22 protein-coding genes, 1 tRNA gene and 1 pseudogene are annotated in these 24,676 nt (G+C 42.6%); 17 read left to right on the top strand and 7 right to left on the bottom strand.

Features of this window, described 5'->3' with window-relative positions; genetic code table 11:
- The 7 genes and pseudogenes from VB693_RS13525 to VB693_RS13495 form a co-directional block, all read left to right on the top strand.
- Positions 1-275 (top strand): annotated as a pseudogene (locus tag VB693_RS13525) (Uma2 family endonuclease); the annotation flags it as partial.
- Positions 276-647: 372 nt separating this feature from the next.
- Positions 648-2,936 carry a serine/threonine-protein kinase gene (locus VB693_RS13520; RefSeq protein WP_323266721.1) on the top strand — a complete coding sequence of 763 codons (2,289 nt, stop codon included), beginning with the start codon at positions 648-650 and terminating at the stop codon, positions 2,934-2,936.
- A 54-nt stretch (positions 2,937-2,990) separates the two neighbouring features.
- Positions 2,991-3,212, top strand: coding sequence for a hypothetical protein (locus VB693_RS13515; protein ID WP_323266720.1), 222 nt, complete (start codon positions 2,991-2,993; stop codon positions 3,210-3,212).
- Between the two features lie 3 nt (positions 3,213-3,215).
- A complete protein-coding gene (locus VB693_RS13510) occupies positions 3,216-3,545 on the top strand; it encodes a type II toxin-antitoxin system PemK/MazF family toxin (RefSeq protein WP_323266719.1) in 330 nt (109 codons plus the stop codon).
- An 83-nt stretch (positions 3,546-3,628) separates the two neighbouring features.
- Entirely contained in the window at positions 3,629-3,871 is a 243-nt protein-coding gene (locus VB693_RS13505) for a hypothetical protein (protein WP_323266718.1), read from the top strand.
- Between the two features lie 185 nt (positions 3,872-4,056).
- Complete coding sequence (locus VB693_RS13500) at positions 4,057-4,857, top strand: Uma2 family endonuclease (protein ID WP_323266717.1); 801 nt, start codon at positions 4,057-4,059, stop codon at positions 4,855-4,857.
- An 82-nt stretch (positions 4,858-4,939) separates the two neighbouring features.
- Complete coding sequence (locus tag VB693_RS13495; protein WP_323266716.1) at positions 4,940-5,833, top strand: SDH family Clp fold serine proteinase; 894 nt, start codon at positions 4,940-4,942, stop codon at positions 5,831-5,833.
- 3 nt (positions 5,834-5,836) lie between these two features.
- Here VB693_RS13495 and VB693_RS13490 read toward each other — a convergent pair whose 3' ends face one another.
- Positions 5,837-6,583, bottom strand: coding sequence for a peptidoglycan-binding protein (locus tag VB693_RS13490; protein WP_323266715.1), 747 nt, complete (start codon positions 6,581-6,583; stop codon positions 5,837-5,839).
- 258 nt (positions 6,584-6,841) lie between these two features.
- Between VB693_RS13490 and VB693_RS13485 the strand changes: the two genes are divergently transcribed.
- From VB693_RS13485 to VB693_RS13445, 9 genes are all read left to right on the top strand, one after another.
- Positions 6,842-8,284: a hypothetical protein gene (locus VB693_RS13485; protein WP_323266714.1), complete on the top strand. Its 1,443-nt coding sequence runs from the start codon at positions 6,842-6,844 to the stop codon at positions 8,282-8,284.
- Between the two features lie 338 nt (positions 8,285-8,622).
- The gene (gene rimP, locus VB693_RS13480) at positions 8,623-9,084 is read left to right on the top strand and encodes a ribosome maturation factor RimP (protein ID WP_323266713.1); all 462 of its coding nucleotides are present in this window, start codon (positions 8,623-8,625) and stop codon (positions 9,082-9,084) included.
- 305 nt (positions 9,085-9,389) lie between these two features.
- Entirely contained in the window at positions 9,390-10,676 is a 1,287-nt protein-coding gene (nusA, locus tag VB693_RS13475; RefSeq protein WP_323266712.1) for a transcription termination factor NusA, read from the top strand.
- Positions 10,677-10,785: 109 nt separating this feature from the next.
- The gene (locus tag VB693_RS13470; protein WP_323266711.1) at positions 10,786-11,055 is read left to right on the top strand and encodes a YlxR family protein; all 270 of its coding nucleotides are present in this window, start codon (positions 10,786-10,788) and stop codon (positions 11,053-11,055) included.
- Positions 11,056-11,166: 111 nt separating this feature from the next.
- Entirely contained in the window at positions 11,167-11,526 is a 360-nt protein-coding gene (locus VB693_RS13465) for a hypothetical protein (protein WP_242039405.1), read from the top strand.
- An 18-nt stretch (positions 11,527-11,544) separates the two neighbouring features.
- A complete protein-coding gene (gene infB, locus VB693_RS13460) occupies positions 11,545-14,667 on the top strand; it encodes a translation initiation factor IF-2 (protein ID WP_323266710.1) in 3,123 nt (1,040 codons plus the stop codon).
- A gap of 130 nt (positions 14,668-14,797) precedes the next feature.
- Positions 14,798-15,409, top strand: a complete 612-nt coding sequence (locus tag VB693_RS13455) for a low-complexity tail membrane protein (protein ID WP_323266709.1) — start codon at positions 14,798-14,800, stop codon at positions 15,407-15,409.
- A gap of 6 nt (positions 15,410-15,415) precedes the next feature.
- A complete protein-coding gene (locus VB693_RS13450) occupies positions 15,416-15,595 on the top strand; it encodes a hypothetical protein (protein WP_190705163.1) in 180 nt (59 codons plus the stop codon).
- Between the two features lie 381 nt (positions 15,596-15,976).
- Positions 15,977-17,614, top strand: a complete 1,638-nt coding sequence (locus VB693_RS13445; RefSeq protein ID WP_323266723.1) for a DUF1565 domain-containing protein — start codon at positions 15,977-15,979, stop codon at positions 17,612-17,614.
- 254 nt (positions 17,615-17,868) lie between these two features.
- On the opposite strand, the gene VB693_RS13440 is transcribed toward VB693_RS13445, so the two are convergent.
- The gene (locus VB693_RS13440) at positions 17,869-18,135 is read right to left on the bottom strand and encodes a DUF3493 domain-containing protein (RefSeq protein WP_323266708.1); all 267 of its coding nucleotides are present in this window, start codon (positions 18,133-18,135) and stop codon (positions 17,869-17,871) included.
- 33 nt (positions 18,136-18,168) lie between these two features.
- On the opposite strand from VB693_RS13440, the gene VB693_RS13435 reads away from it, so the two are divergent.
- Positions 18,169-18,240, top strand: a tRNA-Thr gene (locus tag VB693_RS13435).
- Positions 18,241-18,250: 10 nt separating this feature from the next.
- Here VB693_RS13435 and VB693_RS13430 read toward each other — a convergent pair.
- From VB693_RS13430 to VB693_RS13410, 5 genes are all read right to left on the bottom strand, one after another.
- Entirely contained in the window at positions 18,251-19,294 is a 1,044-nt protein-coding gene (locus VB693_RS13430) for a M42 family metallopeptidase (protein WP_323266707.1), read from the bottom strand.
- Between the two features lie 51 nt (positions 19,295-19,345).
- The gene (locus VB693_RS13425) at positions 19,346-20,653 is read right to left on the bottom strand and encodes an S-layer homology domain-containing protein (protein WP_323266706.1); all 1,308 of its coding nucleotides are present in this window, start codon (positions 20,651-20,653) and stop codon (positions 19,346-19,348) included.
- Between the two features lie 47 nt (positions 20,654-20,700).
- A complete protein-coding gene (locus tag VB693_RS13420; protein ID WP_323266705.1) occupies positions 20,701-21,807 on the bottom strand; it encodes a glycosyltransferase in 1,107 nt (368 codons plus the stop codon).
- 35 nt (positions 21,808-21,842) lie between these two features.
- Positions 21,843-22,955 (bottom strand): glycosyltransferase, encoded by a 1,113-nt coding sequence (locus tag VB693_RS13415; RefSeq protein ID WP_323266704.1) that lies wholly within the window; start codon positions 22,953-22,955, stop codon positions 21,843-21,845.
- 146 nt (positions 22,956-23,101) lie between these two features.
- Positions 23,102-24,610, bottom strand: a complete 1,509-nt coding sequence (locus VB693_RS13410) for a hypothetical protein (protein ID WP_323266703.1) — start codon at positions 24,608-24,610, stop codon at positions 23,102-23,104.
- Positions 24,611-24,676: the final 66 nt, after the last annotated feature.

Raw genomic sequence — 24,676 nt, 5'->3', positions numbered from 1 at the left:
CCGGAGAGTTAGAGGTATATCGCCTAGATCAAAATGCAGGTAGATACAGCCCACAAACCCCCAACGAAAACCAACATTACTGGATAGCCGAAATGAATCTCTACCTTGGCGTATGGCAAGGTACGCGAGAAAACCGCACAGGTAATTGGTTACGCTGGTGGGATGAAACCGGACAGCTATTATTATGGGGTTCAGAGTTAGTGGAAAAAGAACGCCAACGCGCCGAAAGGCTAGCAGCACAACTACGCGCCGCAGGTATTGAGCCGCAAGATTAGACTGACTTTTCACAGGATCTGGAAAACCCCTCTCCAAACCTTAGATCCCGGATTTTTCCCAAAAGTCCGGGATTTGGACACCGCAACCTCTCTACTTTTCCTGTCGTGGATATTCTGGCGGAGTATGAAAACCTGCTTTTATCCAAAGTTGTCGAAATTTTTGAATGAAGCGATCGCTACAACATTTATCATTTCAATCTAATCACTTCTTAGTAAGGACTTTAGTCCTTTTTTGAAAACTGGAGTTCTCTCTGCGCGTAGCTTGCTTCCCCGCAGGGGTACACTACAAGCCTAGCACCTAAATCTTCCTGCCCCCAAGAGTAAGTTTTGCCTATGCCAGAATAGAATATCAGTAAAACTACGGTTTGACCTATGGTGTGGAATCCAGGGCGGCAGTTATTTGGCAGACGCTACATAATCGAGAAAAAATTGGGTGAAGGTGGAATTGGTATCACTTACCTAGCGAAAAATAAACAGGGTCAACTGCGGGTAATTAAAACCCTGCGTGAAGAAATCCTCAATGATCCTCGTTGCCAACCGCATCAAACTAAACTCAAGCAAGACTTCAAAGAAGAAGCATTACGCCTGGCTTTATGTCGCCATCCCCACATTGTAGAAGTAGAAAATGTTTTTGATGATGGTGATTTACCTTGCATGGCGATGGAATACATCCAAGGGGAAGATTTATATAAGCGGATAACCGAGAAGGGAGCATTACCAGAAGCAGAAGCACTGCAATATATTCGGCAAATTGGCGATGCTTTGATACTGGTTCACGACAAAGGATTGCTGCATCGGGATTTAAAGCCAGGTAATATTATGATGCGTGCAGGTAAACCAGAAGCGGTACTCATTGACTTTGGCCTGGCTAGACAATTTATTTCTGGTGGAGTGCAACAACATACACAAAGCTTGACCCCTGGTTATGCGCCACCGGAACAGTATGCACCCATAGAAGAACGGGGAGAATATATTGATGTTTATGCTTTAGCCGCCACACTATATTCTTTGCTGACTGGGCAATTACCAATGCCAGCACCAGCTAGACTACAGAATTTTACCATGCAACCACCAAAGGATTTAAACCCCAGTGTTAGCGACAGGGTGAATGGGGCAATTATGCGGGGGATGGCGTTAAATTATAAGTTTCGTCCCCAGTCAGTGCAGGAGTGGTTCGATTTGTTGGGTGTAGGGATAGTAGTAACATCCCGGACAAAACAAGTCACACAAACACTGCAACCACCAAGGCAAAGTCCTAGATTTACACCAGATACATGGGAATGTGTCCACATTATTCCAGGGATTTCTGGAAATATTGCCCTTAGCCCACAAGAAAATATCCTAGCCAGCGTCGTCGCAGACGGGGTGATTCACTTGTGGTCACTAAGTACAGGTCAACTTATCCGCACTGTTTATGGTAATTTCAGAGTTTTTGACGCTATTACTTTTAGCAGTGATGGAGAAATTGTTAACCTGACTCATTCCAACAGAGTGTCTTGTACAGTCTTAAGTCCTAATGGTCAAATTCTAGCTAGTTGGGATGACACAACGAAGATAATCAAACTATCGGAAGTAGCTACAGGTAGAGAAATTAGTTCCATTACTCATGATTTTCCTTATATTGCTTCTATAGCCTTCAGTTGCGATGGGCAAATTCTGGGTATTGGTGAATTGTCTTCTCGAAATGATACTTATTTCTATGGTAGTCTTGATTCCCACGATATCCAATTATGGGAAGTAGCTACAGGTAGAGAAATTCACATTTTATCCTTCAGTCACTTTTCGACAGTTAGTTGTCTTGCCTTCAGTAGTGACGGACTCATTCTGGCTAGTGGTAGTCATGATAAAACTATCAAACTCTGGGAAGTAGCTACAGGTAGAGAAATACGCACCGTAAGTCATTCAGATTGGAAGGGCGGTTGGGTTGAATTTGTCACTTTCAGTCCTGATGGACATACCCTTGTTAGTGGTGATACGGAGAGACAAATCCGATTATGGTCAGTAGAAACAGGTAGAGAAATTTTTACCCGCACTGATGAGGATGAGGATAAGAGTTTTCACATGGCTAATTGTTATGCCTTAAGTCCTGATGGGCATACTCTTGCCATTTGTGACCACCACACAATTCAGTTGTGGTCAATGGAAACAAGTAAAGAAATTCACACCCTCACTGGTCATTCCCAATGGATTAGTTCAATGGCCTTTAGTCCTGATGGGCGTATCCTTATAAGTAGTAGTCGAGACGAAACAATCCGATTGTGGTCAGTCAAAACTGGTAAACAAATTTACAGCCTAACTGGTCTTTCCTCGTGGTCTAATTCCGTCGCCTTTAGTCCCAATGGACGTACCTTTGCCGGTGGTAGTGACAACACAATTAAATTGTGGTCAGTGGAAACTGATTGGCTGCAAAAGATAAAAGTAAAAGAAATTCGCACCCTGAGTGGTAGTTCTTCTAATACTTCAATCGCCTTTAGTCCTGATGGGCGTACCCTTGCCAGTGGTGGTCGCCGTACAATCAAATTGTGGTCGGTGAAAACTGGTGAAGAGATCATCACTTTAGATCATTTCTCAGATGTTTATTCTATTGCCTTTAGCCCGGATGGCAATTGGCTGGCGGCTGGAGATAGTAGCGGATATATCAAAATATGGCGGCGCAGCTAGTTGTGCAATAACAGCGTCAAAATAGTATTAGAACTACCGAAGAATAAAAACAATATGAAAGCATACGAATTTCCTGCCAATGTCACCACTGAAGGCAAAATAGAATTACCAAATGCGATTTTGCAACAGTTAGTAAATAATCAGCAGGTAAAAGTAATTATTCTCGTCACTGAACCCACAGAAGAAGAACAAGAAGAAGCCGCTTGGCAACGTCTGGCAGCTGATCAATTATTGAAAGGTTACAGCGAAGAAGATGCAATATACGACACAATTTAAGCAATGCAAAATTATCAATCCGGTTCTGTTATATTGCTCAAACTGCCATTTTCTGATGCAGTAACATTCAAACTTCGCCCAGTATTAGTGCTTTTAGATACCGGAGATGATGATGTTATTGTGGCGCGGATTACCAGTCAAATCACTCACACTGCTTTTGATGTTGAAATTATCGAATGGCAGCAAGCAGGTTTAATGCGTCCTTCGGTAGTGAGATTGCATAAGATAAACACAGTAGAAAAGCGTCTATTAGAACGTCAATTAGGAACTTTACAACCAAATGATTGGGAAAAAGTGCGTCAACACATCTCTCAAATATGGTCTTCTATTTAATAGAAGCCTTTCTGACTATCATTATGATGTAGCGGTAGCGGTGCGGTGCGCTAGTACTTGGCGCGTCTAAATAGTATTAGGACTTGCCAATAATCAATTTAGATGCCACAAAAATGCTAGAAATTAATAAAAATTATGTCATGGACGAAAATCAGCAACCTATTGCTGTACAAATTCCCATAGCTGACTTTGAGAAAATTGAAGAAATCTTAGAAAATTACGGCTTAATCAAACTCATGGCAGAGTCAGAAGACGATGAACGTCTCACTAAAGATGAAGCCTGGCAATATTACCAATCATTAAAACAAAATAATGTGGAAAGTTGAATATACTAAAAAGTTCTTAAAAGAATTAGCAGATTTACCACAAGATATGCAAGCTAGGAATGCTTGCGTTATATGTAAACATGGCAACACTCAACCAGGATTAGTGACGGACTTTCATAGCTGAAAACTCTCTTTCCCCTACTTCCTACTCCATCTCTAATATCAATATTTATGCAGTTCCACTTATGACTACCTTCCCTAGATATATTCCCCAATCTGAGCCGCCGCGTCCTCCGTGGGAAACCCTGCCCACGATGTATGATTTACCTAGCGACAACCCAGAGGACTCAGGTTTGCCAGACGATTTTCACTTTTTACAACCCTTACTTTTATACTTAACCTTTCAACCCATTAACTGGAATGCGGAATTAGTTTACAGTGCGGCTGACCTAAATCTCTACTATGACGTTGAGCATCCATTATGGTATAAACGCCCCGATTGGTTTGGTGTAGTTGGAGTACAGAAACTCTACAAAGGTGAAGATTTGCGGTTAAGTTATGTGACTTGGCAAGAACCAGCAAATCCGTTTGTCGTAGTCGAATTATTATCCCCAGGTACAGAGGGCGAAGATTTAGGTAATAGTCCCAAAGTAAAAAATAAACCTCCTAGTAAATGGGAAGTTTACGAACAAATTCTGCGAGTTCCTTACTATATTGTGTTTAGTCGCTACACCAATGAAGTGAGAGCCTTTCGGTTAGTCGGTGGTCATTATGAACCAATAAATTTAACTCAGGGACGCGTACTCATGCCAGAGTTAGGTTTAAGTTTAGGTGTATGGCAAGGAGTATTCCGAGGTATTGATAGGTTATGGCTACGTTGGTTCACCTTAGCAGGAGAATTGATTCCTGAGCCTACAGAGGAAGTTGTTGCAGCTACGGAACGCGCGATAATTGCTGAACAAGAAGCAGAACAAGCCAACAGAAAAGCCGAACAACTGGCGGAACGTCTGCGACAACTAGGAGTAAATCCTGATGAGTTGGTTTAATGAGAGATTAACCCGTAGATAGAAATGCGATCGCTCAAAACTTGTCAAAATTATAACTATGTTGTAATTTTTGACCTAACCTATGGGCTTTGGTATCGGGGATTTATTCTGGATTTTCCTGCTTCTTTCTTCCTTACAACCCATCTGGCAGAAACGCCAAATGGAATATCGACGCTTTCGCGCCTTGCACGAATTTCAACAACAACGCAACAGCCGTGTAATTTTATTAATACACCGCCAAGAGTCCATCAGTTTGCTAGGTATTCCCATTTCCCGCTACATTACCATTGAAGACTCAGAACAAATACTGCGGGCAATTCGCCTCACGCCCCCTGATGTTCCCATAGACTTAATTCTGCACACTCCTGGCGGTTTAGTATTGGCTACCGAACAAATTGCTAGAGCATTAATTCGTCATCCATCAAAAGTCAGCGTGTTTGTCCCGCACTATGCCATGAGTGGCGGTACAATGCTCGCTCTCGCCGCCGATGAAATTGTCATGGATGCCAACGCTGTCTTAGGGCCTGTTGATCCCCAACTTGGTAACTACCCAGCCGCCAGTATTCTCAAAGTCGTTGAAGATAAACCCATTAGTGAGGTTGACGACCAAACACTAATTATGGCAGACCTAGCCGGTAAAGCTATTCAACAGGTACAACGCTTTGTGCGGACTCTGCTTAAAGATAATATACCCAGACAAAAAGTTAAGCCTGAAGATATCGAACCAATAATTGAAGCCTTAACCACTGGACGCGTTACCCATGACTACCCCATCACCGTTGAAGAAGCTACAGAAATGGGGCTGCCCATAACTGTAGGGCTGCCCCGTTCCATATATGAACTCATGGATTTGTATCCACAACCACAAGGTGGAAGACCTACCGTTCAGTACATTCCCATGCCTTATGATGACCGTCGTCCACTTCTACCAACACCTAAAGGTAGACCAATGGAAGAACCAAATCAGAACACCTAATGTTTAGGGTGTCGCGGTTGGAGTTGGCGTCGCGGTTGGAGTTGGTGTCGCGGTTGGTGATGGTGTCACGGTTGGAGTTGGTGTCACGGTTGGAGTTGGCGTCGCGGTTGGAGTTGGCGTCGCGGTTGGAGTTGGCGTTGCGGTTGGAGTTGGTGTCGCGGTTGGAGTTGGCGTCGCGGTTGGAGTTGGTGTCGCGGTTGGAGTTGGTGTCACGGTTGGAGTTGGCGTCGAGGTTGGAGTTGGCGTCGAGGTTGGTGATGGCTTTGTACTGGGCTGATTAATAATGTTCTTCGCTTCTTTATCTAGCTGTTGGCGGAGTGCCAAATTAGCTATACCAGTTTCTTGTAGTTGATTTTTTTTCTGATACTCTTTGACTAACTCTTCTGTGCGATCGCTGTAAAATTGGTCACGAGCCAAAGGAGATTTAGGCTTAAGGACAGCATTTAAATTACCTTGAAGAATTTGCACGATAGTAGCAGCAAAATCTTGGGTTTTTGGCCCGGCTATGCCATCGACAGAGAGCTTATAACCTCTTTGAAATTCACTAATTGCTTTTTTTGTTTCCTCATCAGTGAGGGGAGCATTTGTAACTTTAACGTTATAGCCTAGACCCCGCAATACCGAACGGAACTCTTGCGGTGTATAGTTACGTTGACGCGCTGCAAAGGTTGTATTTGAAATTACTACACTAGCAGTAACCAAACAAGCAGCACCGATAATCATGCTTGATTTTCCAAAACCACACCACATATTTCGCATTCCTTTGAATTAAATCAGCATTATAAACGCTAACAGAAAAATCTTATATTTTCTTATAATTTTTTCTTAATAATTCATGATTTCTGATTATTAAAAATCACCTTGACAAAATTTAACACACATATCAAAAATAAATTTTTTCATCTATCTTAGGGAGTAAGTTAGCGGATATATGATCCTACTGTGTAATTCACTGAATGTAGTTAAGTTAAAATATCGTATTAAAAACTGTATAATTTGCAACGAAAAATGGCGAATCAAAAAAAATCAAAGAAACAGAACTTATATTTTGAAAGATTGATGGCAACTATTGCCATGCTCAACCTCTGCTTAGTGCTGTTTGATTTAAGTTATGTACCCTGGCGGAATTTCTATTTAGGTAAATTTCCCCAAATTACTCAGATATATGATCCCATTAAAGGTATTGAACCTCATAGAGAAACAAAAAATTATCTAGAAGCAGTAACCGCCCTAGAAGCGCAAGTCAGCCAGACAGGCTTAACATCACCAGAGGCCAAAACTAAATTAGAGGAACTTAGCCGATTAAGCAGTGAGATGATTGAAACTAATCCATTCGCAAGTGCTAACAAAAGTGGAACTTTAGAAAAAATTAAAAACCGAATGCGCGATCGCATCGCCAAAGGGTCAGCAAAACAGTCCTTTGCCACTTTTTGGAGTCAACCATACTTATCCCAAAATGGTTGGCAAAAAGAGATGATTTTTTTTAATCAAAAAATTCGACCTTTAATTGCTACTAACTATTATCGCCAAGTTGATGAAAGTGGTGATTTTGTTGATATATTTTGGTGGATTGATTTACCCTTTGTCTTGTTATTTAGCCTAGAGTTTTTGACACGTATATTCTATATCAAACGTCGCCATCCTAGCTTTAGTTGGTTCAATGCTATTTTGTGGCGATGGTATGATCTCTTTCTGCTTATCCCCTTCTGGCGTTGGTTGCGAATTATCCCTGTAACTATGCGTTTAGATCAAGCAAAATTAGTAAATCTTCAACCATTCAATAGACAATTACACCAAACAGTAGTCGCAAATTTTGCCGAAGACATCACAGAAGTTGTAGTTATTCGAGTCATCAACCAGATGCAGATTTCTATTCAAGAGGGTGAAATTATCCGTTGGCTATTACAGAAAGATAATTTGCGCCCCTATATAGATATAAATGATGTAAATGAAATCGAAGCGATCGCTGGTCTTCTGGTACAAACAATTGTCTATCAGGTATTGCCAAAAATTCAACCCGAAATAACTGCGATTTTACACCACAACATCGAAACTGTACTCCATCAAGTCCCTCTGTCTCGTAATCTGCAAATCCTACCTGGAGTCACAAAGATACAAACTCAACTCAGCGAACAACTAGCAACTCAACTCACCACTAATCTCTACAAAGCACTAGTTAGTGCTGTCGAAGATCCTGTAGCCAAAAAACTTACTAATCAACTTGTAGAACGCTTTAGTCAAGCCCTAGGCACTGAAATACAGAAACAGCAAGTCATTTCTCAAATTCAGAGCTTACTTGTTGATTTTCTAGAAGAAGTCAAACTTAACTATGTGCAGCGTTTATCTCAAGAAGATATCGACCAAATTTTAGAACAAACCAGACAACTCAAAACCCAACCACCCATCCAACCAGTAGCAAAACAAGCTACACTCCCGGAGATTAGGTATTAGGGACTGGGGACTAGGAATTTTAGATTTTGCGGAAAGTTCTGTAGGCGGGTTTCCCGCCGTAGGAAACTTTTCAAGACGGATTTTGGATTGAATAATCTAAAATCCACTCATTGCAAATCCACTCATTGAAAAGCTGGGGACTGGAAAAAAGCATGGGAGCAGGGGAGAGTAACTAATGCCAATGTCCAATGCTCAATACTCAATGACTATTGACTATCAAAGAAATGCGCTACACTCAGATGAGAGGCGAACCAATTATGGTTCGTCAAAATACTTCTTGGAAGATATTTCTATCGCAGGAAGTGGGTTAATGCCCACTTTTTTTATTGGTTTCGGACATGGCTCATCCTCTAGTTCCACAAATTACAGATTTGGCAGTACCAGTGGCAGAACAACTGGGATTGGAAGTCGTTGGCATAGTTTTTCATACTAACCAACGTCCACCAGTCTTACGGGTAGACATCCGCAATCCCCTGCAAGATACTGGCTTGGATGATTGTGAGAGAATGAGCCGTGCGCTAGAAGCCGCCTTAGATGCAACAGAGATTATTCCAGATGCCTATGTTTTGGAAGTTTCTAGTCCTGGTATTTCACGGCAGTTAGTAACAGATAGGGAATTTATTTCCTTCAAAGGATTTCCTGTCATTGTCTCCACTTCTCCATCCTACGAAGGACAACAAGAATGGAATGGTCAACTGATTCGCCGCGATGAGACAAAAATTTACTTAAATCAAAAAGGTCGTGTCATTGAAATTCCTCGCTCCCTCATTACTAGGGTGCAGTTAGATGAACCACGATAACTGAGTAGTGAGGGACTAGGGACTAGGGACTAGTACCGCAAGGTGGAAATCAAAGGTCAAAAGGTTTGTATATCAAGGCTTTTACTTGTTTGAAATATCGCTTTATTTAAACCACGCTGTACTAGGGACTAGGGATTAGAAGTTAAAGGCTTAAAGCTAGGGCTAGAGTAGAACTTTGCTCTAATCCCAGTCACCTAATGCGTAATTTTTATTCTTCCCGAATTCCCAATTCCTAATCCCCATTGCCCCTTATCCCCAGAGGGGCCCCGAGTTCCCCAGTCCCCAATTTTTAAAGGAGATTGCTTATGTCAATGGTTACTTTACCAGGATTAAAAGATTTAATAGAAAGTATTAGTCGTGAGCGTAATTTGCCTCGCCTGGCAGTGCAATCAGCAATCAGAGAGGCATTACTTAAAGGTTACGAACGTTACCGCCGCGCTCAAAATTTAGAACGCAAACAGTTTGATGAAGATTACTTTGATAATTTTGAAGTTGAATTAGATATTGATGGAGAAGGGTTTCGCGTGCTTTCCACAAAAACTATTGTAGAAGCAGTTAATAATTCCGATCATCAGATATCCTTAGACGAAGTGCAGCAAGTAGCACCTGAAGCCCAGTTGGGGGATTCTGTAGTGTTGGATGTCACCCCCGATCAGGGAGAATTTGGGCGGATGGCAGCAATGCAAACAAAGCAAGTGCTAGCGCAAAAACTCCGGGATCAACAGCGTCAAATGGTGCAAGAAGAATTCCAAGACTTGGAAAGCACTGTACTGCAAGCAAGAGTTTTAAGGTTTGAACGGCAGTCTGTAATTCTAGCAGTCAGCAGTACCTTTGGGCAACCAGAGGTAGAAGCCGAACTACCCAAGCGGGAGCAATTACCCAACGATAACTATCGTGCTAATGCTACATTTAAGGTGTATCTCAAAAAAGTTTCACAAGGTCAGCAACGTGGGCCACAACTGCTTGTATCTCGTGCCGATGCTGGGTTGGTAGTTTATTTATTTGCCAACGAAGTACCAGAAATTGAAGATGAAGTAGTGCGGATTGTGGCTGTAGCCAGAGAGGCTAATCCTCCCTCACGATATGTAGGGCCAAGGACTAAAATAGCCGTAGACACACTTGATCGCGATGTAGACCCAGTAGGTGCGTGTATTGGTGCTAGGGGATCACGCATTCAAGTAGTAGTTAATGAATTACGCGGTGAAAAAATAGATGTAATTCGTTGGTCTCCAGACCCAGCCACATACATCGCCAACGCTCTCAGTCCAGCGCGGGTAGACGAAGTGCGTCTTATGGACACGGAGAGTCGGCAAACTCACGTATTAGTAGCCGAAGATCAACTTAGTTTAGCCATTGGCAAAGAAGGACAGAATGTACGTTTAGCTGCTCGGTTGACTGGCTGGAAAATCGATATCAAAGACAAAGCCAAGTACGACCACGCAGGAGAAGATGCAAAATTTGCTGCTGTTCGCGCCCAGTATACACCAGAGGAAGATGACATGGAATTTGAGGAGCTAGAGGATGAAGAAAATCAAATAGACGAAATGGAAGATTTCGAGAATGAACCTTTTGACACCAATGACGAAGAGTAATTTATCAGCTTAAATAAAGTTCTGGTAGGATTAATTTCAGTACCAATCTTCATGATTACTTAACTTTAATTATTACCGACCACAATCCTGTTAAATGCTCAGAATCCCGATGAAACCCAATTATCGGCGTTGTGTCAGTTGCCGCAAAGTAGGTTTAAAAGAAGAGTTTTGGAGGATTGTCCGTGTCTTTCCTTCCGGGAAGGTACAATTAAATGAGGGCATGGGGCGTTCAGCTTATATTTGCCTGCAACAGAGCTGTTTGCAAACGGCTCAGAAAAAAAATAAACTAGGGCGATCGCTACGTGCATCAGTACCAGAAAAACTGTACCAAACATTGTGGCAACATCTACCCCCAAACAATCCCCCAAAGCAAATTTAGGTCTAAATTACTTTCTTGACCTTAATTCCTAGGGAAATTTTGCTAAAAGCCCAAATATTTCGAGGGATGACACACCCTCTACAATTGTCGGGCTTAGTGCCAAAATAGTAAATGGGTGTAGTTAGCAAACTGCTCTCCCAAAACAAAGAAGAGCAAAGCAGTACTCCCAACAAATTTCATTCAATTGTGTTGTGGAAGACTCAGAATCAACAAAACAAAAAACCACCGAATGGCAACCTGGTAGCGTTCAGGCGCAGTTCGGCATCACCAGCAACCATAAACACTTTTTCTTTAGAAAAAATTTATGGTTGTCCGTTAACAACCGTTTACGGTGGAGATGCCAATATTAAACCGACACATCTCTCTTTCCTGATTGGAGGCACCGGCAAACACACCAAGGGCAACCTAAAAACAGTAATCGAAGGATGGAGATGTCGCACTCCCAGGCAACCATCCGCAAAAAAACTGTAAATTAAAGGGGAAGAGTGGATGAACAACGGCAAAGTTAGAATCTACGAATTATCAAAGGAATTGAATTTGGATAACAAAGAGCTATTAGCAATTTGCGACCAGCTCAACATCGCGGTCAAAAGTCATAGCAGTACCATCTCAGAAACAGAGGCAGAAAATATTAGGGCGGCCGCTGAAAAGCTAGCAGCTACACATGGAACGCCCAAAAAAGAATTCAATACATCTAGTCATAAACCCAATTCATCACCCACCGGCTCGCGCAACCGCCCAGCCCAACCTCACAAACAACAAATTTTGGAAATTCGCAAACCCAAAATATTGAAAAATCCTACTTCTAATGCCCCCGAAGCTTCAGTAGCTAGCAATCATCAAATTGCTTCATCTGACGTTAATTCTCCTGCACCACCAAAGCCCTTCGCTACACAAGTCTCACCCATGAAGCCGACGGCTCCCACTCGACCTGTTCCCCGGAATCAATCTGAAACTTCTCAAGTACAAGCTGCCCCAGAAACAGAGCCAACGCCAAAAACAGAGGCATCTGAAAAAATCGCAGATGAGAAACCAGAAAAAGTAGTTTCATCCAGACCAAGACCAGAGAAACCTCAAAAACCACAACTGGTAGCTCCACCTGCTAGACCTCTAGCAGAACAGTTAGACGTAGCAGAACAGGTAAGTACTTCAGAAAAACCGATCCTCAAACGTGAACGCCCACAGCGTGCAGATGAAGATCGCGATCAACCTAGGCCGAAAGTCTCTAAACCTACACAAACAGAGACCTCCCAAGCTCCAGTACAAAAACAGCTACGCACCACTCCATCCCCAGCCAAACCCGAACATCGAGCTAATCGACCAGGTGGGTCAGCAGGAGAAGGGCAACGTCCTAGTAGACCAGCACGTCCATCCGAAGCTGTAGCAGCAATGCCAGTAGCAACTCCGCCAAAACCGATGGCAGGAGGAGTATCGAACAGAGCAGAAGCTCCTAATGATCGAGCTACACCTGATCTCCTTGATTTAAAACGCCCGACACCGCCCCGTCTAGCTAAGGGTGGGAAAAAGTGGCAAGAAGAAGAGATCATTGACGAAATTAAAGAAAAAGCCGGTAAGGTAGGGGTCAAAGGTAAGCGAGTCAAGCCCATCCTAGAGGATGATTTTGAAGAAGATGATTTACTCGATGAAGACGGACTAGAAATACCAGCCGCCGTTCAAGTGAGCCTTTCTATTGCTCGTCCTCCCAAACCTAAAGCAGCCCGACCGGCACAGCCTTCTAGCGTTGCTGTGGTTAGTTCCCCAACTACCAGAAGTAAAAAGTTCGGTTCTCGTGACCATAATCGCCGCCAACAAGAAGTTGAGGTCAAACGCGATCGTCCAAGCACATTGGTAGTTACAGGCCCCATGACGGTGCAGGAACTAGCTGACGGTTTAATAGTAGCCGACACAGAGATTGTTAAAATCCTGTTTATGAAAGGCATGGCGGTGAGTATCACCCAAAATCTGGATATCCCGACAATTACTTTAGTTGGAAAAGAACTAGAAGTAGAAATCGAAACCGCCGAACCAGAAGCTGAAGCCCGCAAAGTCACAAATATGATTGATGTTGGCGACCAGGAATACCTCATCCGTCGTCCACCAGTAGTGACAATTATGGGTCACGTAGACCACGGTAAAACTACCTTACTCGACTCGATTCGGAAAACAAAGGTAGCCTCTGGTGAAGCTGGTGGGATTACCCAGCATATTGGTGCATACCACGTAGACATTGAACATGAAGGTCAGCCACATCAGATAGTATTCCTGGACACACCCGGTCACGAAGCATTTACTGCAATGCGGGCAAGGGGAGCAAGGGTGACAGATATCGCAATTTTAGTAGTGGCTGCGGATGACGGCGTGCGTCCCCAAACAGTAGAAGCGATTAGCCATGCTCAAGCCGCAGGCGTACCGATTGTTGTTGCCATCAACAAAATTGACAAAGAAGGGGCGCAGCCCGATCGCGTCAAGCAAGAACTCACCCAGTACGGTCTAACACCAGAAGAATGGGGCGGTGAGACAATTATGGTTCCCGTGAGTGCCATCAGGGGAGAAAACCTCGATACGCTCCTAGAAATGATTCTCTTGGTCGCAGAAGTTGGAGAACTATCTGCCAACCCAGATCGTTCAGCCAGAGGAACTGTAATTGAAGCGCATTTAGATAAAGCTAAAGGCGCAGTAGCTACCCTACTGATTCAAAACGGTACTCTCCGTGTGGGAGATATGCTCGTCGCTGGTTCAGCCTTCGGTAAAGTCCGGGCAATGGTTAACGATCGCAGCAAACGGGTAGATATTGCTTCTCCTTCCTTCGCTGTTGAGGTACTGGGTTTAAGTGACGTACCCGCCGCAGGTGACGAATTCGAGGTCTTCCATAACGAAAAAGAAGCCAGATCGATCGCCTCAGACCGTGCCGACAAACAACGCCTATCGCGTCTGTTACAGGGACGTGTCACCCTCACTACCCTATCGGCTCAAGCTCAAGAAGGCGAGTTGAAAGAACTCAACTTAATCTTGAAAGCCGACGTACAGGGTTCTGTGGAAGCAATTGTAGGCGCACTCAAACAAATTCCCCAAAACGAAGTTCAAATTCGGATGCTGTTGTCTACAGCAGGGGAAATCACTCAAACAGATATTGACTTGGCCGCAGCCAGTGGCGCAGTCATTATTGGCTTTAACACCACCTATGCTAGTGGTGCAAGACAAGCCGCCGACGAAGCCGGTGTAGATGTGCGGGAATACAATATCATCTACAAACTCTTGGAAGATATCCAAGGTGCTTTAGAAGGTCTGTTAGAACCAGAGTTGGTCGAAGAACCCCTCGGTCAAACCGAAGTCCGGGCTGTCTTCCCAGTCGGTCGCGGTGCTGTTGCTGGTTGCTATGTTCAATCTGGCAAACTCGTCCGTAACTGCAAAGTACGGATACGTCGCGGCAGTAAAGTTGTCTATGAAGGCGTACTCGATTCCCTGAAGCGGATGAAAGAAGATACGCGAGAAGTCAACGCTGGCTATGAATGCGGCGTGGGCATGGATAAGTTCCATGACTGGGCTGAAGGTGACATCATTGATGCGTACCAGATGGTAACTAAACGTCGTACCTTGGCGTTAACAAGATAGTGCTGAGTAAAAAGTTCTGAGTGCTGAGTAAAAGTGATGAGTAGAGAGTTGCAGAAATTTTCTCAACTCACAACTCACAACTTGAAAATCAACACCCAGAACTCGAAACTCAAGAATCAGGACTTTAACTATGCGCTCATTTCGTTCTGAACCTATTTTGTGGATTCATGTCGCTGGCTTGGCGACACTACCTGTGTTTTTGCTGCTGTGCTTATTGTTTTTGTCAGTGGGACAGCCGCTATTACCAGTGTGGGTGGAGCTTTTGCTAGTAGCAGGAATTGGTGTGATTCCTCTTTTGTGGATGCAGTTACGCCGTCCTTTTTACATATATGCCATTTTGGGAGTTGCTCTCAAACCAGAAAATCTGACTGAGCAGCAAAGAAAAATTCTCTGTTTAATTAATACAAAGTTAAATCGGGTGCTGGCACTGCTGGCAGCAATAATATCAATTTTGATGCTATGGCAACTCTACCAAGTAACTCCCCTAGTGGTGAGTGTAGCCAGTTTTTTACCACAATGGCGGAGTCTGGCATTATTAATGGCTGGCTTAACCTTTTTGGCAAGTAATTTATTTCTTCAAATTCCACTGAGTGTAGCACGAGTTTTAGTGACAAATGACACAGAATTTGCTGCTCTAGAACCGTTACCTTTAGAGAAGATTAACCAGGATTTCACGATTTTAGGGGTGCGGGTTAATAAAATCTTGCCCCAGTTGACTGTTAAAGTTGAAACTGAGGAATAAGGGCATATGGCTAAACTTCAATTTTCTCGTGATTCAGAAATTTGGCAAAATCTCCAATACGCGATCGCTGCTAGTTCTGGTTTCCAACGCTGGCAAGTGGAAAGCTATACTCAATTACAAGAACTGCGCCTAGAACAGCAGGTGCAGCGATATTTAAGGGAAACTTTAGAAACATTAGCTTATTAACAACAAAATTCCAATTAGTTTAAAAAACAATGCCAGCTTTATAGAAAGGGGATCTATTTATTGAGATCCCCTTTCTGTTGTTTCGGGGCTAAATTCCTGAAGCATCTAAATTTTTGTGAATTAACAACATAGATTGTAACCAGCAATCTGTTCACTAATATACCAACACTAGGTGCGATCGCGAAAGGCGCGGCATATCCCCCTGATGAAGCTCAAAGTCAGATTTTGCCCTTCAATCTAGATAATTTATGTATTTTCTTGCGAAACTTAGGTGCTGATTCGCTAGTCATCCGCTATAGTTTTGCATAAGTTTTGTAGCTAGATATCCGCTACATGACACCTATTCAACTAACCCATATTCAGCATTTCACAGACGTAACAATGAAACATCAGGGCTTAAATACATACTCGGCGAAACCCCTATCCATAGGAATCATCGCTTTGTTCTTGGCTACCACTGGAATGACGCTAATTTCCAGCGAAGTAAGTGCCAATTCACAAGTAATCAATCCAAACATCACAGCGCAAGTTCCCACAACTGCACCAGTGATTTATGTCAACCCCGCCACTGGTACAGATACAGCCGGTGCTGGTAATACCACCACCCCTTACAAAACAATTACCTACGCTCTCAATCAGGCTCAAACAGGTACTACTATTCAAATTGCGCCTGGAAACTATAACAGTGAAACCGGAGAACAATTTCCACTCGTAGTCAAACCAGGGGTGACACTGCGAGGTGATGAATCTAGCCGAGGACAAGGAATATTAATTACAGGTGGTGGTTTTTATACCAGTCGCACCTTTGCCAGACAAGACATAACCATTTTAGCTAATGAAAATACAACAATTGTCGGTTTAACTGTCACCAACCCCAATCAACGTGGTACTGGTGTCTGGGTAGAATCAACTAATCCCACCATCAAAAACAACACCTTTACGAAAAGCGTTAGGGATGGGGTTTTTGTCACAGGTACAGGAAACCCCAAAATTGAAAGTAATATCTTTGTCCAAAACACAGGTAATGGAGTTTCTATCGCCAAATCGGCTCAAGGTGAAATTCGCAATAACTTATTTCAGGACACCGGTTTTGGCATAGCTATTGGAGGTGACTCTACACCTTTGGTAGTAGAAAACCAAATTGTCCAGAACCAAGACGGTCTGTTTATCTCAGAATCAGCCAAGCCCATCCTGCGTAAAAATGTCATTCAAAACAATAAGCGAGATGGTGTTGTAGTCACTGTTAATGCTCAACCAGATTTAGGTACTAACGAAAATCCTGGTGGTAATTTGATTCGTAGTAACACTCGTTATGATGTGAATAACGCCACCAGAACAAATCGCATTTTAGCTGTGGGTAATGATATCGACCAGAAAAAAATTCTTGGTCAGGTAGATTTTGTCGCCGCCACTGTGGAACAACCCGGTTCAGGAACTGCATTTAAAGATGTAGCTGCAAATTATTGGGCTAAAGGTTATATAGAAGCTTTAGCTGCACAAAATATTATTGCTGGCTTTCCTGATGGTACATTTAAACCCAATGAGCCTGTAACCCGCGCCCAATTCGCCACTATTATCACCAAAGCTTTAACACCACCATCTAAACGAGCTGCAATTCAGTTTAGAGATGTTAGCAGTAATTTCTGGGCTTACGCGGCTATTCAAGCTGCATACCAGAGTCAATTTGTAGCTGGTTATCCTGATGGAACTTTCAAACCCCAGCAACAAATCCCTAGAGTGCAAGCCTTAGTAGCCCTAGCTAATGGACTAGGATTAACTGCTGATAATCAGAATGTCATTTCTATTTACACTGATGCTGGTCAGATTCCCAATTATGCAGTTAGTCCAGTTGCGGCTGCAACCGCCAAGCAACTGGTAATTAACTATCCCAACGTTAACCAACTTAATCCCAATCGTGAAGCTACTAGAGCAGAAATTGCTGCCTTTGTCTATCAAGCCCTAGTGAATGCTGGACGCGCCCAACCACTGCCCTCATCTTATGTAGTTAGAGTTCCGTAAGTTGATGATTTAAAAATTGCCAGTGCCAGAATCAGCAAAAACTGACCTGGTACTGGCATAATTGTTGGTTTTCTTAAAATTGGGGTCTTTAAATTGTTTAACCCCTGTTTATATTATGGGTTTATATTCAGGGTCTTTATTTAGCTGACCCCGTTTCAACAAATATTATTCTCTCAGAAATTTTTAAATTTTTTGATTTCCTAATATTTTTTTTATTTTTTCTCTCTTTTGAATTCGCCTCATCTTGACTAACTTTATCGACGTTGCCGACGTTGCTCCCAACGCCAGAGAAAAATCATCAGTGCGACTATTCCTACTTGGAGAGCAAAGTTAGGTAAAGCATTTTCAATATCCCTACCAGCAAGTAATTGAAAAAAGAAGACAAATGCACCGATAAAACCAGAAGCCCCAACACCAATATAAATAAATTGCCTCAAGCCGCGATAAGGTGCTACTGTTTCGGCTTTGAGACGGGCATATTGTTCCGAGTTCAGGCGGTTTTTGGAATTTGGTTCTACCATAGGTAAATAATGCTATAATATCCTATCGTATATGCCGATGTGGCTCAGTGGTAGAGCAGCTGATTCGTAATCAGCAGGCCACGGGTTCAAATCCCGTCATCGGCTTTGAATAAAACTACTCAAATTCAGTTTCACAAAAAGCTTTTAATAAAATAATACAGTTAGCGATCGCACCCAAATGAGCAATTTCATAACCGTGGGTGTTTTGGGTAGGAAATGCCAAACACGCAGCACGTCCCACATGACCAAATTTCATTGCTATAGAAGCATCACTACCAAAGCCACTTAAGGTAGTTAGCTGTACAGGCATATTTAATTGCTTGGCACATTGGCGCAATTGTCCATTTAGCCCTTCATCATATATTCCATAGGCATCCTGAGCTAAAAGTACCGGATTTTCCCCATCTTTAACCGGATATTCCTCAGATAACGGACAAATTTCTAAAGCAATCAAAGCATCTAAACGCTGATTTTGGGTAAAAAATAATGCCCCAATCGCCCCTACTTCTTCTTTCGCGGAAGCCACTAAATAAACATCCACGGCTGGCTGTTTTAAGTGCTGTGCTAACGCCAATAAAATCGCCACAGATGCTTTGTTATCTAAGGTGTAGCTAGCAATGTGATCCTTAAGCCTGATGGGATGCTTACGATGCTTCCCAATTACCATTCTCGTTCCCGGACGAATACCAGCCGCTTCTAACTCATCCGTAGTAAGTTTAGTTTCAATCCAGGCATTTTCCCATTTAATCGGAGTCTCTTCTTGCTGGACTTTTTGCGGGGATTCGTGGGAGACGTGGCGCGAACCAAAACTGAGAATCCCACTAATAGTTTCGTTGTCTCCTAGTAAATCAACAACACCTTCCCCGTAAACCCAAGGGAAAGCACCGCCTAACTTGCGGACTTCTACCCTACCCGCATCACCAATATTTTTAACGATCGCCCCAATTTCGTCTTTGTGGGCTGTAATCGCTACTGCTCTATCAGAAATTTTACCGGGAATCTTCGCAATAATATTATCGGCGCGATCGCACCAAACTTCTACACCTAGTCCAGTAAATCGCTGCATCAGCAATTGATTGATTTCCGCCTCTGCACCGCTAGGAGAATGGTGCATGACTAATTCCGTGATAGTTTCAAATAAGCGATCGTTAGCCCACATGAATTTAGCTAAAGAGAATTTTGAATTGTTAACCTCAGTCCCCCTTTCATCTTATGGCGATCGCTTTAATTTTAGTGCCTCAGTAGCCGATATCCCCTCACCTTGAGTGCCAAAGTACCACAACGCCGCCGCCGCTTCCGCACGAGTCACTGGTTTTTTCGGTTGGAACAAAGTTGTATAGCCAAACACCCGCCGAATATTTGATTGTTCGCCATTCTGGAAATCAGCTAAAACGGCTCTCAAAGATTTGGGGTCAATTTTACCCACATCCTGAAAACCCCAAGTTTCCTTAACAGCCTCTAAATTAGCATTTGGTAAAGCTTGGCGTGTATCTAGGGGTACTTTCCACAAGACTAATTGTTCTCGTGTTAGTGGTGCATCAGGGCGAAACAAAACGGCTGTAGAGTCACCAGACAAAGGACTAGGAATTAATCCAGCTTCCGCTAATCCCTGAATTGCTGGAAAATCAAGGTCTTGAGGTGAGACATCACTAAACGTTGGTTGTACACTCTCTGATGCTGGGCGAATTTGCTTGGCGGGATTGTTGGCATACATGGCATTGTTAGTAGTCATTAGCCAACGAGCATATTCTCGCCGAGTGATAATTTTACTGGCTTCAAATTCGTTAGTTGTAGTGGTTGAATTAGTTTTATTGTTGGAAGAATCTGCCGAAAATACCCCTAACTCGGCTAAATCCTGAATATATTGCTTTATTGGTTGCGAGACTTTATTCAAATCGCTGAATTCTTGAGCCGTAAGAGTCTCAGATGTACCTGGTGATTGTGTAGCCTGTGCTGGGGGAATGTTGTTAGTAGCTGAGGTAGCTTTATCATTTGGTACATACTCAATCTTTAATAATGTAGAGGTTTGTGGTTGATTGGGTGCAGGATTCGTCACTGATTGCGGCTGAATAGACACCTTCACCAACAAATCATTGCGACGCACTTCAAAACTACCTTCTACATCATCCGTTGGCTGTTGTAGAATCTGCCAGTCGTTAGATTGAAACTGGTTGCGGTAAAAACTAGTAATAATATTGCTGGGATCAGAACTGAGCCAACGAGTCAAAACCCTCTTGTCTGTACTACTAACAGGGGTAATTTCCTCTAGTTTGGCATTGGGATATATGGGGATATCTTTAGGGAAATCCGCAGGTAACTGCACCGATGGTTCATTTTGTCCAGATGCTGATTTATCTGCTGGAGATTGACCTAAAACGACTGGGTTCTTTTTTAACCTGGGATCTGCGGCCAAAGACTGTTCTAGGTTTTTTGCGGTTGGCGCATTGGTGCAGGCTGTTAACGAAGTAAGTAAGACAGCCAAACTGAAAAATATAGCTGGACGTTTACAGAGAAGCACAGGAAATCACAAACGCGTGTCAATTCCTACCCTAGCGCATACTGCCGTCATTGAATTGTAGTTTTAGGCTTTAGTTGATCACAAAGCTCTAGAAATTGAGTAACCGCAAGGGTTGAAGAAAAATTTTCTGCAACATACTGGCTAGATAGGAAACCGCGATTAATTACTTCATCTGGATGATCTAAGCAGTATCTCATGCAACTAGCTAACCCTTTTATATCTTCATTTTCAAATAAAAAGCCGTTTTTTCCAGCCATTTCTGGCAATCCTCCCATCTTTGAGACAATGGAACAGGTTTGGGTACTAGAAGCTTCCAATACTACATAAGGTGCTGGATCTTGCCACCGCGAAGGTGCTACCAAAGCTAAAGCATCCTGTAATTGTGCGATCACTTCTTGATTAGAAAGTTTCCCTAAAAAACTGACGTAATTTACAAGTTCTAAACTGGATGTCAGTTGCTGTAATGTATTGACTGCTCCTCCATCTCCTATAATCAAAACTTGAAAATTACGATTTTCATCTTTTAAAATCGCTGCGGCTCTTAATAAGATATCTACTCCTTTATCTGCATCTAATCTACCAACAAAAACAAATTTATAAGGCGTAGATAACTTATCTAGATTTTTCGGCTGACTTTCAGAGCTAATAACAATAGGATTATATAAAGTAACTACTTGCCAAGGAAAAGCACAAGATGCACCTAAAAAATTGCTACAAGCTGTGTGGCGATTGGCCATGAGTGCAGTACCAAGTCTAGTTCCTAATCTTGCCCATTTGACAAAGGTGAATAGCTTCCATTTTAAGGGATAGTTGGGTTTGGGTAGAGTATATCTTAATTCAGCTTGTAGCCTTTTTGCAAAGGACATCTGCTCATATTGAGAGTGAATAGATTGATAGAAACAGTAGTGGTATTTAATAATAATCTTTTTATTCAGAGTTTTACACAACAGGGCAAATATTAAATCATTAGAATTCATGTGAACAATATCTGCCCAAAAAATCAGTTTTACCCAATTATTGATCTGCTCTTCTCTTGTAGAGATTGTTTTAACTTCAATACCTCTCGTTTCTAGTTCTGGTCTGATTGCATTAATATATGTTAGAACACCAGCGATTTCATTTTTTAAATGTCTGTGTTGAATTAAGAGTTTCATGCTGATTTAGTGAAGATGTAATTGCTGTAGGTGTACTAAGCAATATCTAGAAGCTTGATATATTTATTCATAGCTGCATGGGAAGTGAATTGCTCTAGCCAATGTGAATCAACGGTTGGACAATTGCCAGATAAAGTATTGACAATTGCCTCGGCCATAGCCGCATCGTCACCAACTGGTACTAGTAAACCGTATTTACCACGATTGAGGATTTCCCCAGGGCCATTGGGACAGTCTGTAGAGACTACAGGTGTACCTAAAGCCATTGCTTCTACAAGTACATTACCAAATCCTTCCCATGCTGATGATAGAGCGAAGACTGAAGCTCGTGCCATGAAAGCGTAGGGATTTTTTTGAAATCCTAGCATCGCGACATGATCTTGCAAGCCCAATTCTCGTACTAGTTTATCCAGATGCGATCGCTCTCGCCCACTACCCAAAATCACCAGTCGCGCCGAACGCACCTTTAAAACTCGCGCAAAAGCTCGAATTAAAATCGGAAAGTCTTTTTGCTGCATCAACCGTCCTACACTCAAAATTACTGGTAATTCTCCTGGTTGAAACCAAGGGTGTTCGACACTTTCTTGTGCCTTGTGCAGTATTTCCTGGGTAATCACTGGATTGTAGATTACTTGAATGCTTTCGGCAGGAATTTTAGTAATTTGCGCCAAATCATTCGCTACTCCTTTGGAAATAGCAATCACTTTATCTGCTAACGGGTAAAATAGCCGAGCGGCTAAAGGTGTCAGCCGCGCTGTGATTTCAGGGGAATATTTAGCTTCTTGGGAAAGTGTATTACGCTCCGATACAATTACTTGTGTAGAAACTCCAGAAATATATTTAGCCCATATAGCAACTTCGCAAGGGTAATGTAAGGCTGATAGTAAGTTGAGTGGTTTGTTTTGACGTAAATAACTTACCAATTTCGGCAAACTTAAGGGCAACTTTGGTGCTTTTAGATCGACAATTCGCACTTTAGATGATACCTGTGATAAGTAAGGCCCGCCTAGATGACTGAGTACCAAATCTACTTTGAAATTTTGCTCAGTCAGGGTATTTGCTAAGTTAAGCATGACTCTTTTAGCTCCACCACCCACAAGTGTCCGTAGAAATATGGCAACGTGAGGAGCGTCTTGAAGAATATCCATGTTTGCTGAGAAATTGTACTGAGGTTCTTCTAAAATCTTACCAAAGTCAATTTTTTTCTACATGAATATTCGTAAGTGGAACTGTTTGATATCTTGAAGCTTTGAACAAGGTAAAGCTTTAATATCCCCCCTACCCCCTCATATCCTTACAAATTTAAAATTTGTGGTGCAGGTAACTCACGTACAACTCGCCACAACATAGTATAACTACCATCAGCACGCTGACGCACTGGACGGAAAGCTACAATCATGTCACTACTTTGGATTTGTTGTAATTCGTCTAGGTAGCGTCTTCTTTCGGACGGAATTAGCTGGCTATTTAAGACAATTTCTGGTAGCTGAAATTGGAGAGTTCTGACTAAATAGGTATGATTCAATTTAGCTGGAGCATCAGCCAACATTACTTGGCTCTGATTCCAGTTTTGGTCTTTACCAGTCAAAAATCTGCGTCTTTCTACTTGCAAAGTTTCTAATTGCTTGGGTGGTTGGTAGTTGAGAAAAAATTCCCGTGTGGATGAGGCTATACCTTGGAGTTTGCCATCCAACTTCTCTAATGGGATATTTCCCAGATCCACCATAAAACTGTAATCTACTCCTGAATGCTGCATTTGAAAGCGATCGCCAACTAACTTCAGTGCTAAACTAGGTTTAAGACTTCCTTTAGCATTACCCAAAACAGGGAAAGGATAACGCTCACTGACTTTAGGTTGCAACCGATTCGTCATCCTATTGATGGGGCGTTGGTACGCTGAAGCAGTTAACACGCGAAAAATGCCAGTCCGGGGTAATTGTAGAAACTGAGCGTAAATTTGCGGTTCTTGGGGATCTAAGCCGTAAGTAAACCGATCAAGGGTGACAGCAGTTTCCTGAGCATCTGTAAATTGATGACCAACAGGAAAGTTAACTTGGGCTGTACTGAGAAACCGTTTGGCATTAGCCAAAATCGCAAGGGCTGATTGGGGTGCTGCGATCGCAGGTTGTACAGGTGGTTTATAGTTAGCTATGGCTGTTTTAGCAACTCTACCGATAATTGGTAATGTAGAAGAGTCAAAGGACTTGGGAGACTGTTGTGCTAGATTTGGTTCCCAGGTCGCAAAGGGTGTTGCTGGCTGGTTAAGATAGGGATACTGCACAGGCGCAATCGACAGCACTGGGTCTGATTGACGTTCACCACTCACTAGGGGTAACTTTCTCACCAAAGCTAATTCACCCCGGCGAGATAAACTCATATCCAGCACAGGCGCAAGTTTTACTAATTCCTGGCTAGAAGCATACAAGGAGCAATAAATTTGGGCTTGTGACTTGGTGAAGTTACCAGACACAGGGGAAGCATCTGGGGAATTACACAAACTTTTCGCTCTGAAGTGTTGACGCTGAAGAAACCCTTCAGTAATTTTAGTTTGGGAAATTAACTGTCCTCGTACAGATCGCATTCGATTGGCATCAGGAGTTACTAGTGCTTGCTCAATCCGTGCAATTAAATCCAACTGTTGCTGTATGATCTGACTTGCCTGAGTATAAAAATTTTCCTCTGTTGACTCTACTACCAGAGTATGATTTACAGAAGATGGAGGTTGATACTGCACAGCAAAGACCTTTCCATCCGAACAAGTTAGCCCAATTGGAAGCAAAAAGCTCAAAAAGATGTATCTCATGTCAAAAACCCCGATCAGAAGGGAGTATGAAAAATCTAAAATAGATATTAAGTTGAGAAAAAAACG

Origin of the sequence: Anabaena sp. UHCC 0399 (genome assembly GCF_034931465.1) — a bacterium.
Taxonomy (GTDB): domain Bacteria; phylum Cyanobacteriota; class Cyanobacteriia; order Cyanobacteriales; family Nostocaceae; genus Trichormus; species Trichormus minutissimus.
The sequence above is the reverse complement of the archived record's forward strand: the minus strand, read 5'-3'. Positions and strand labels throughout refer to the sequence as shown.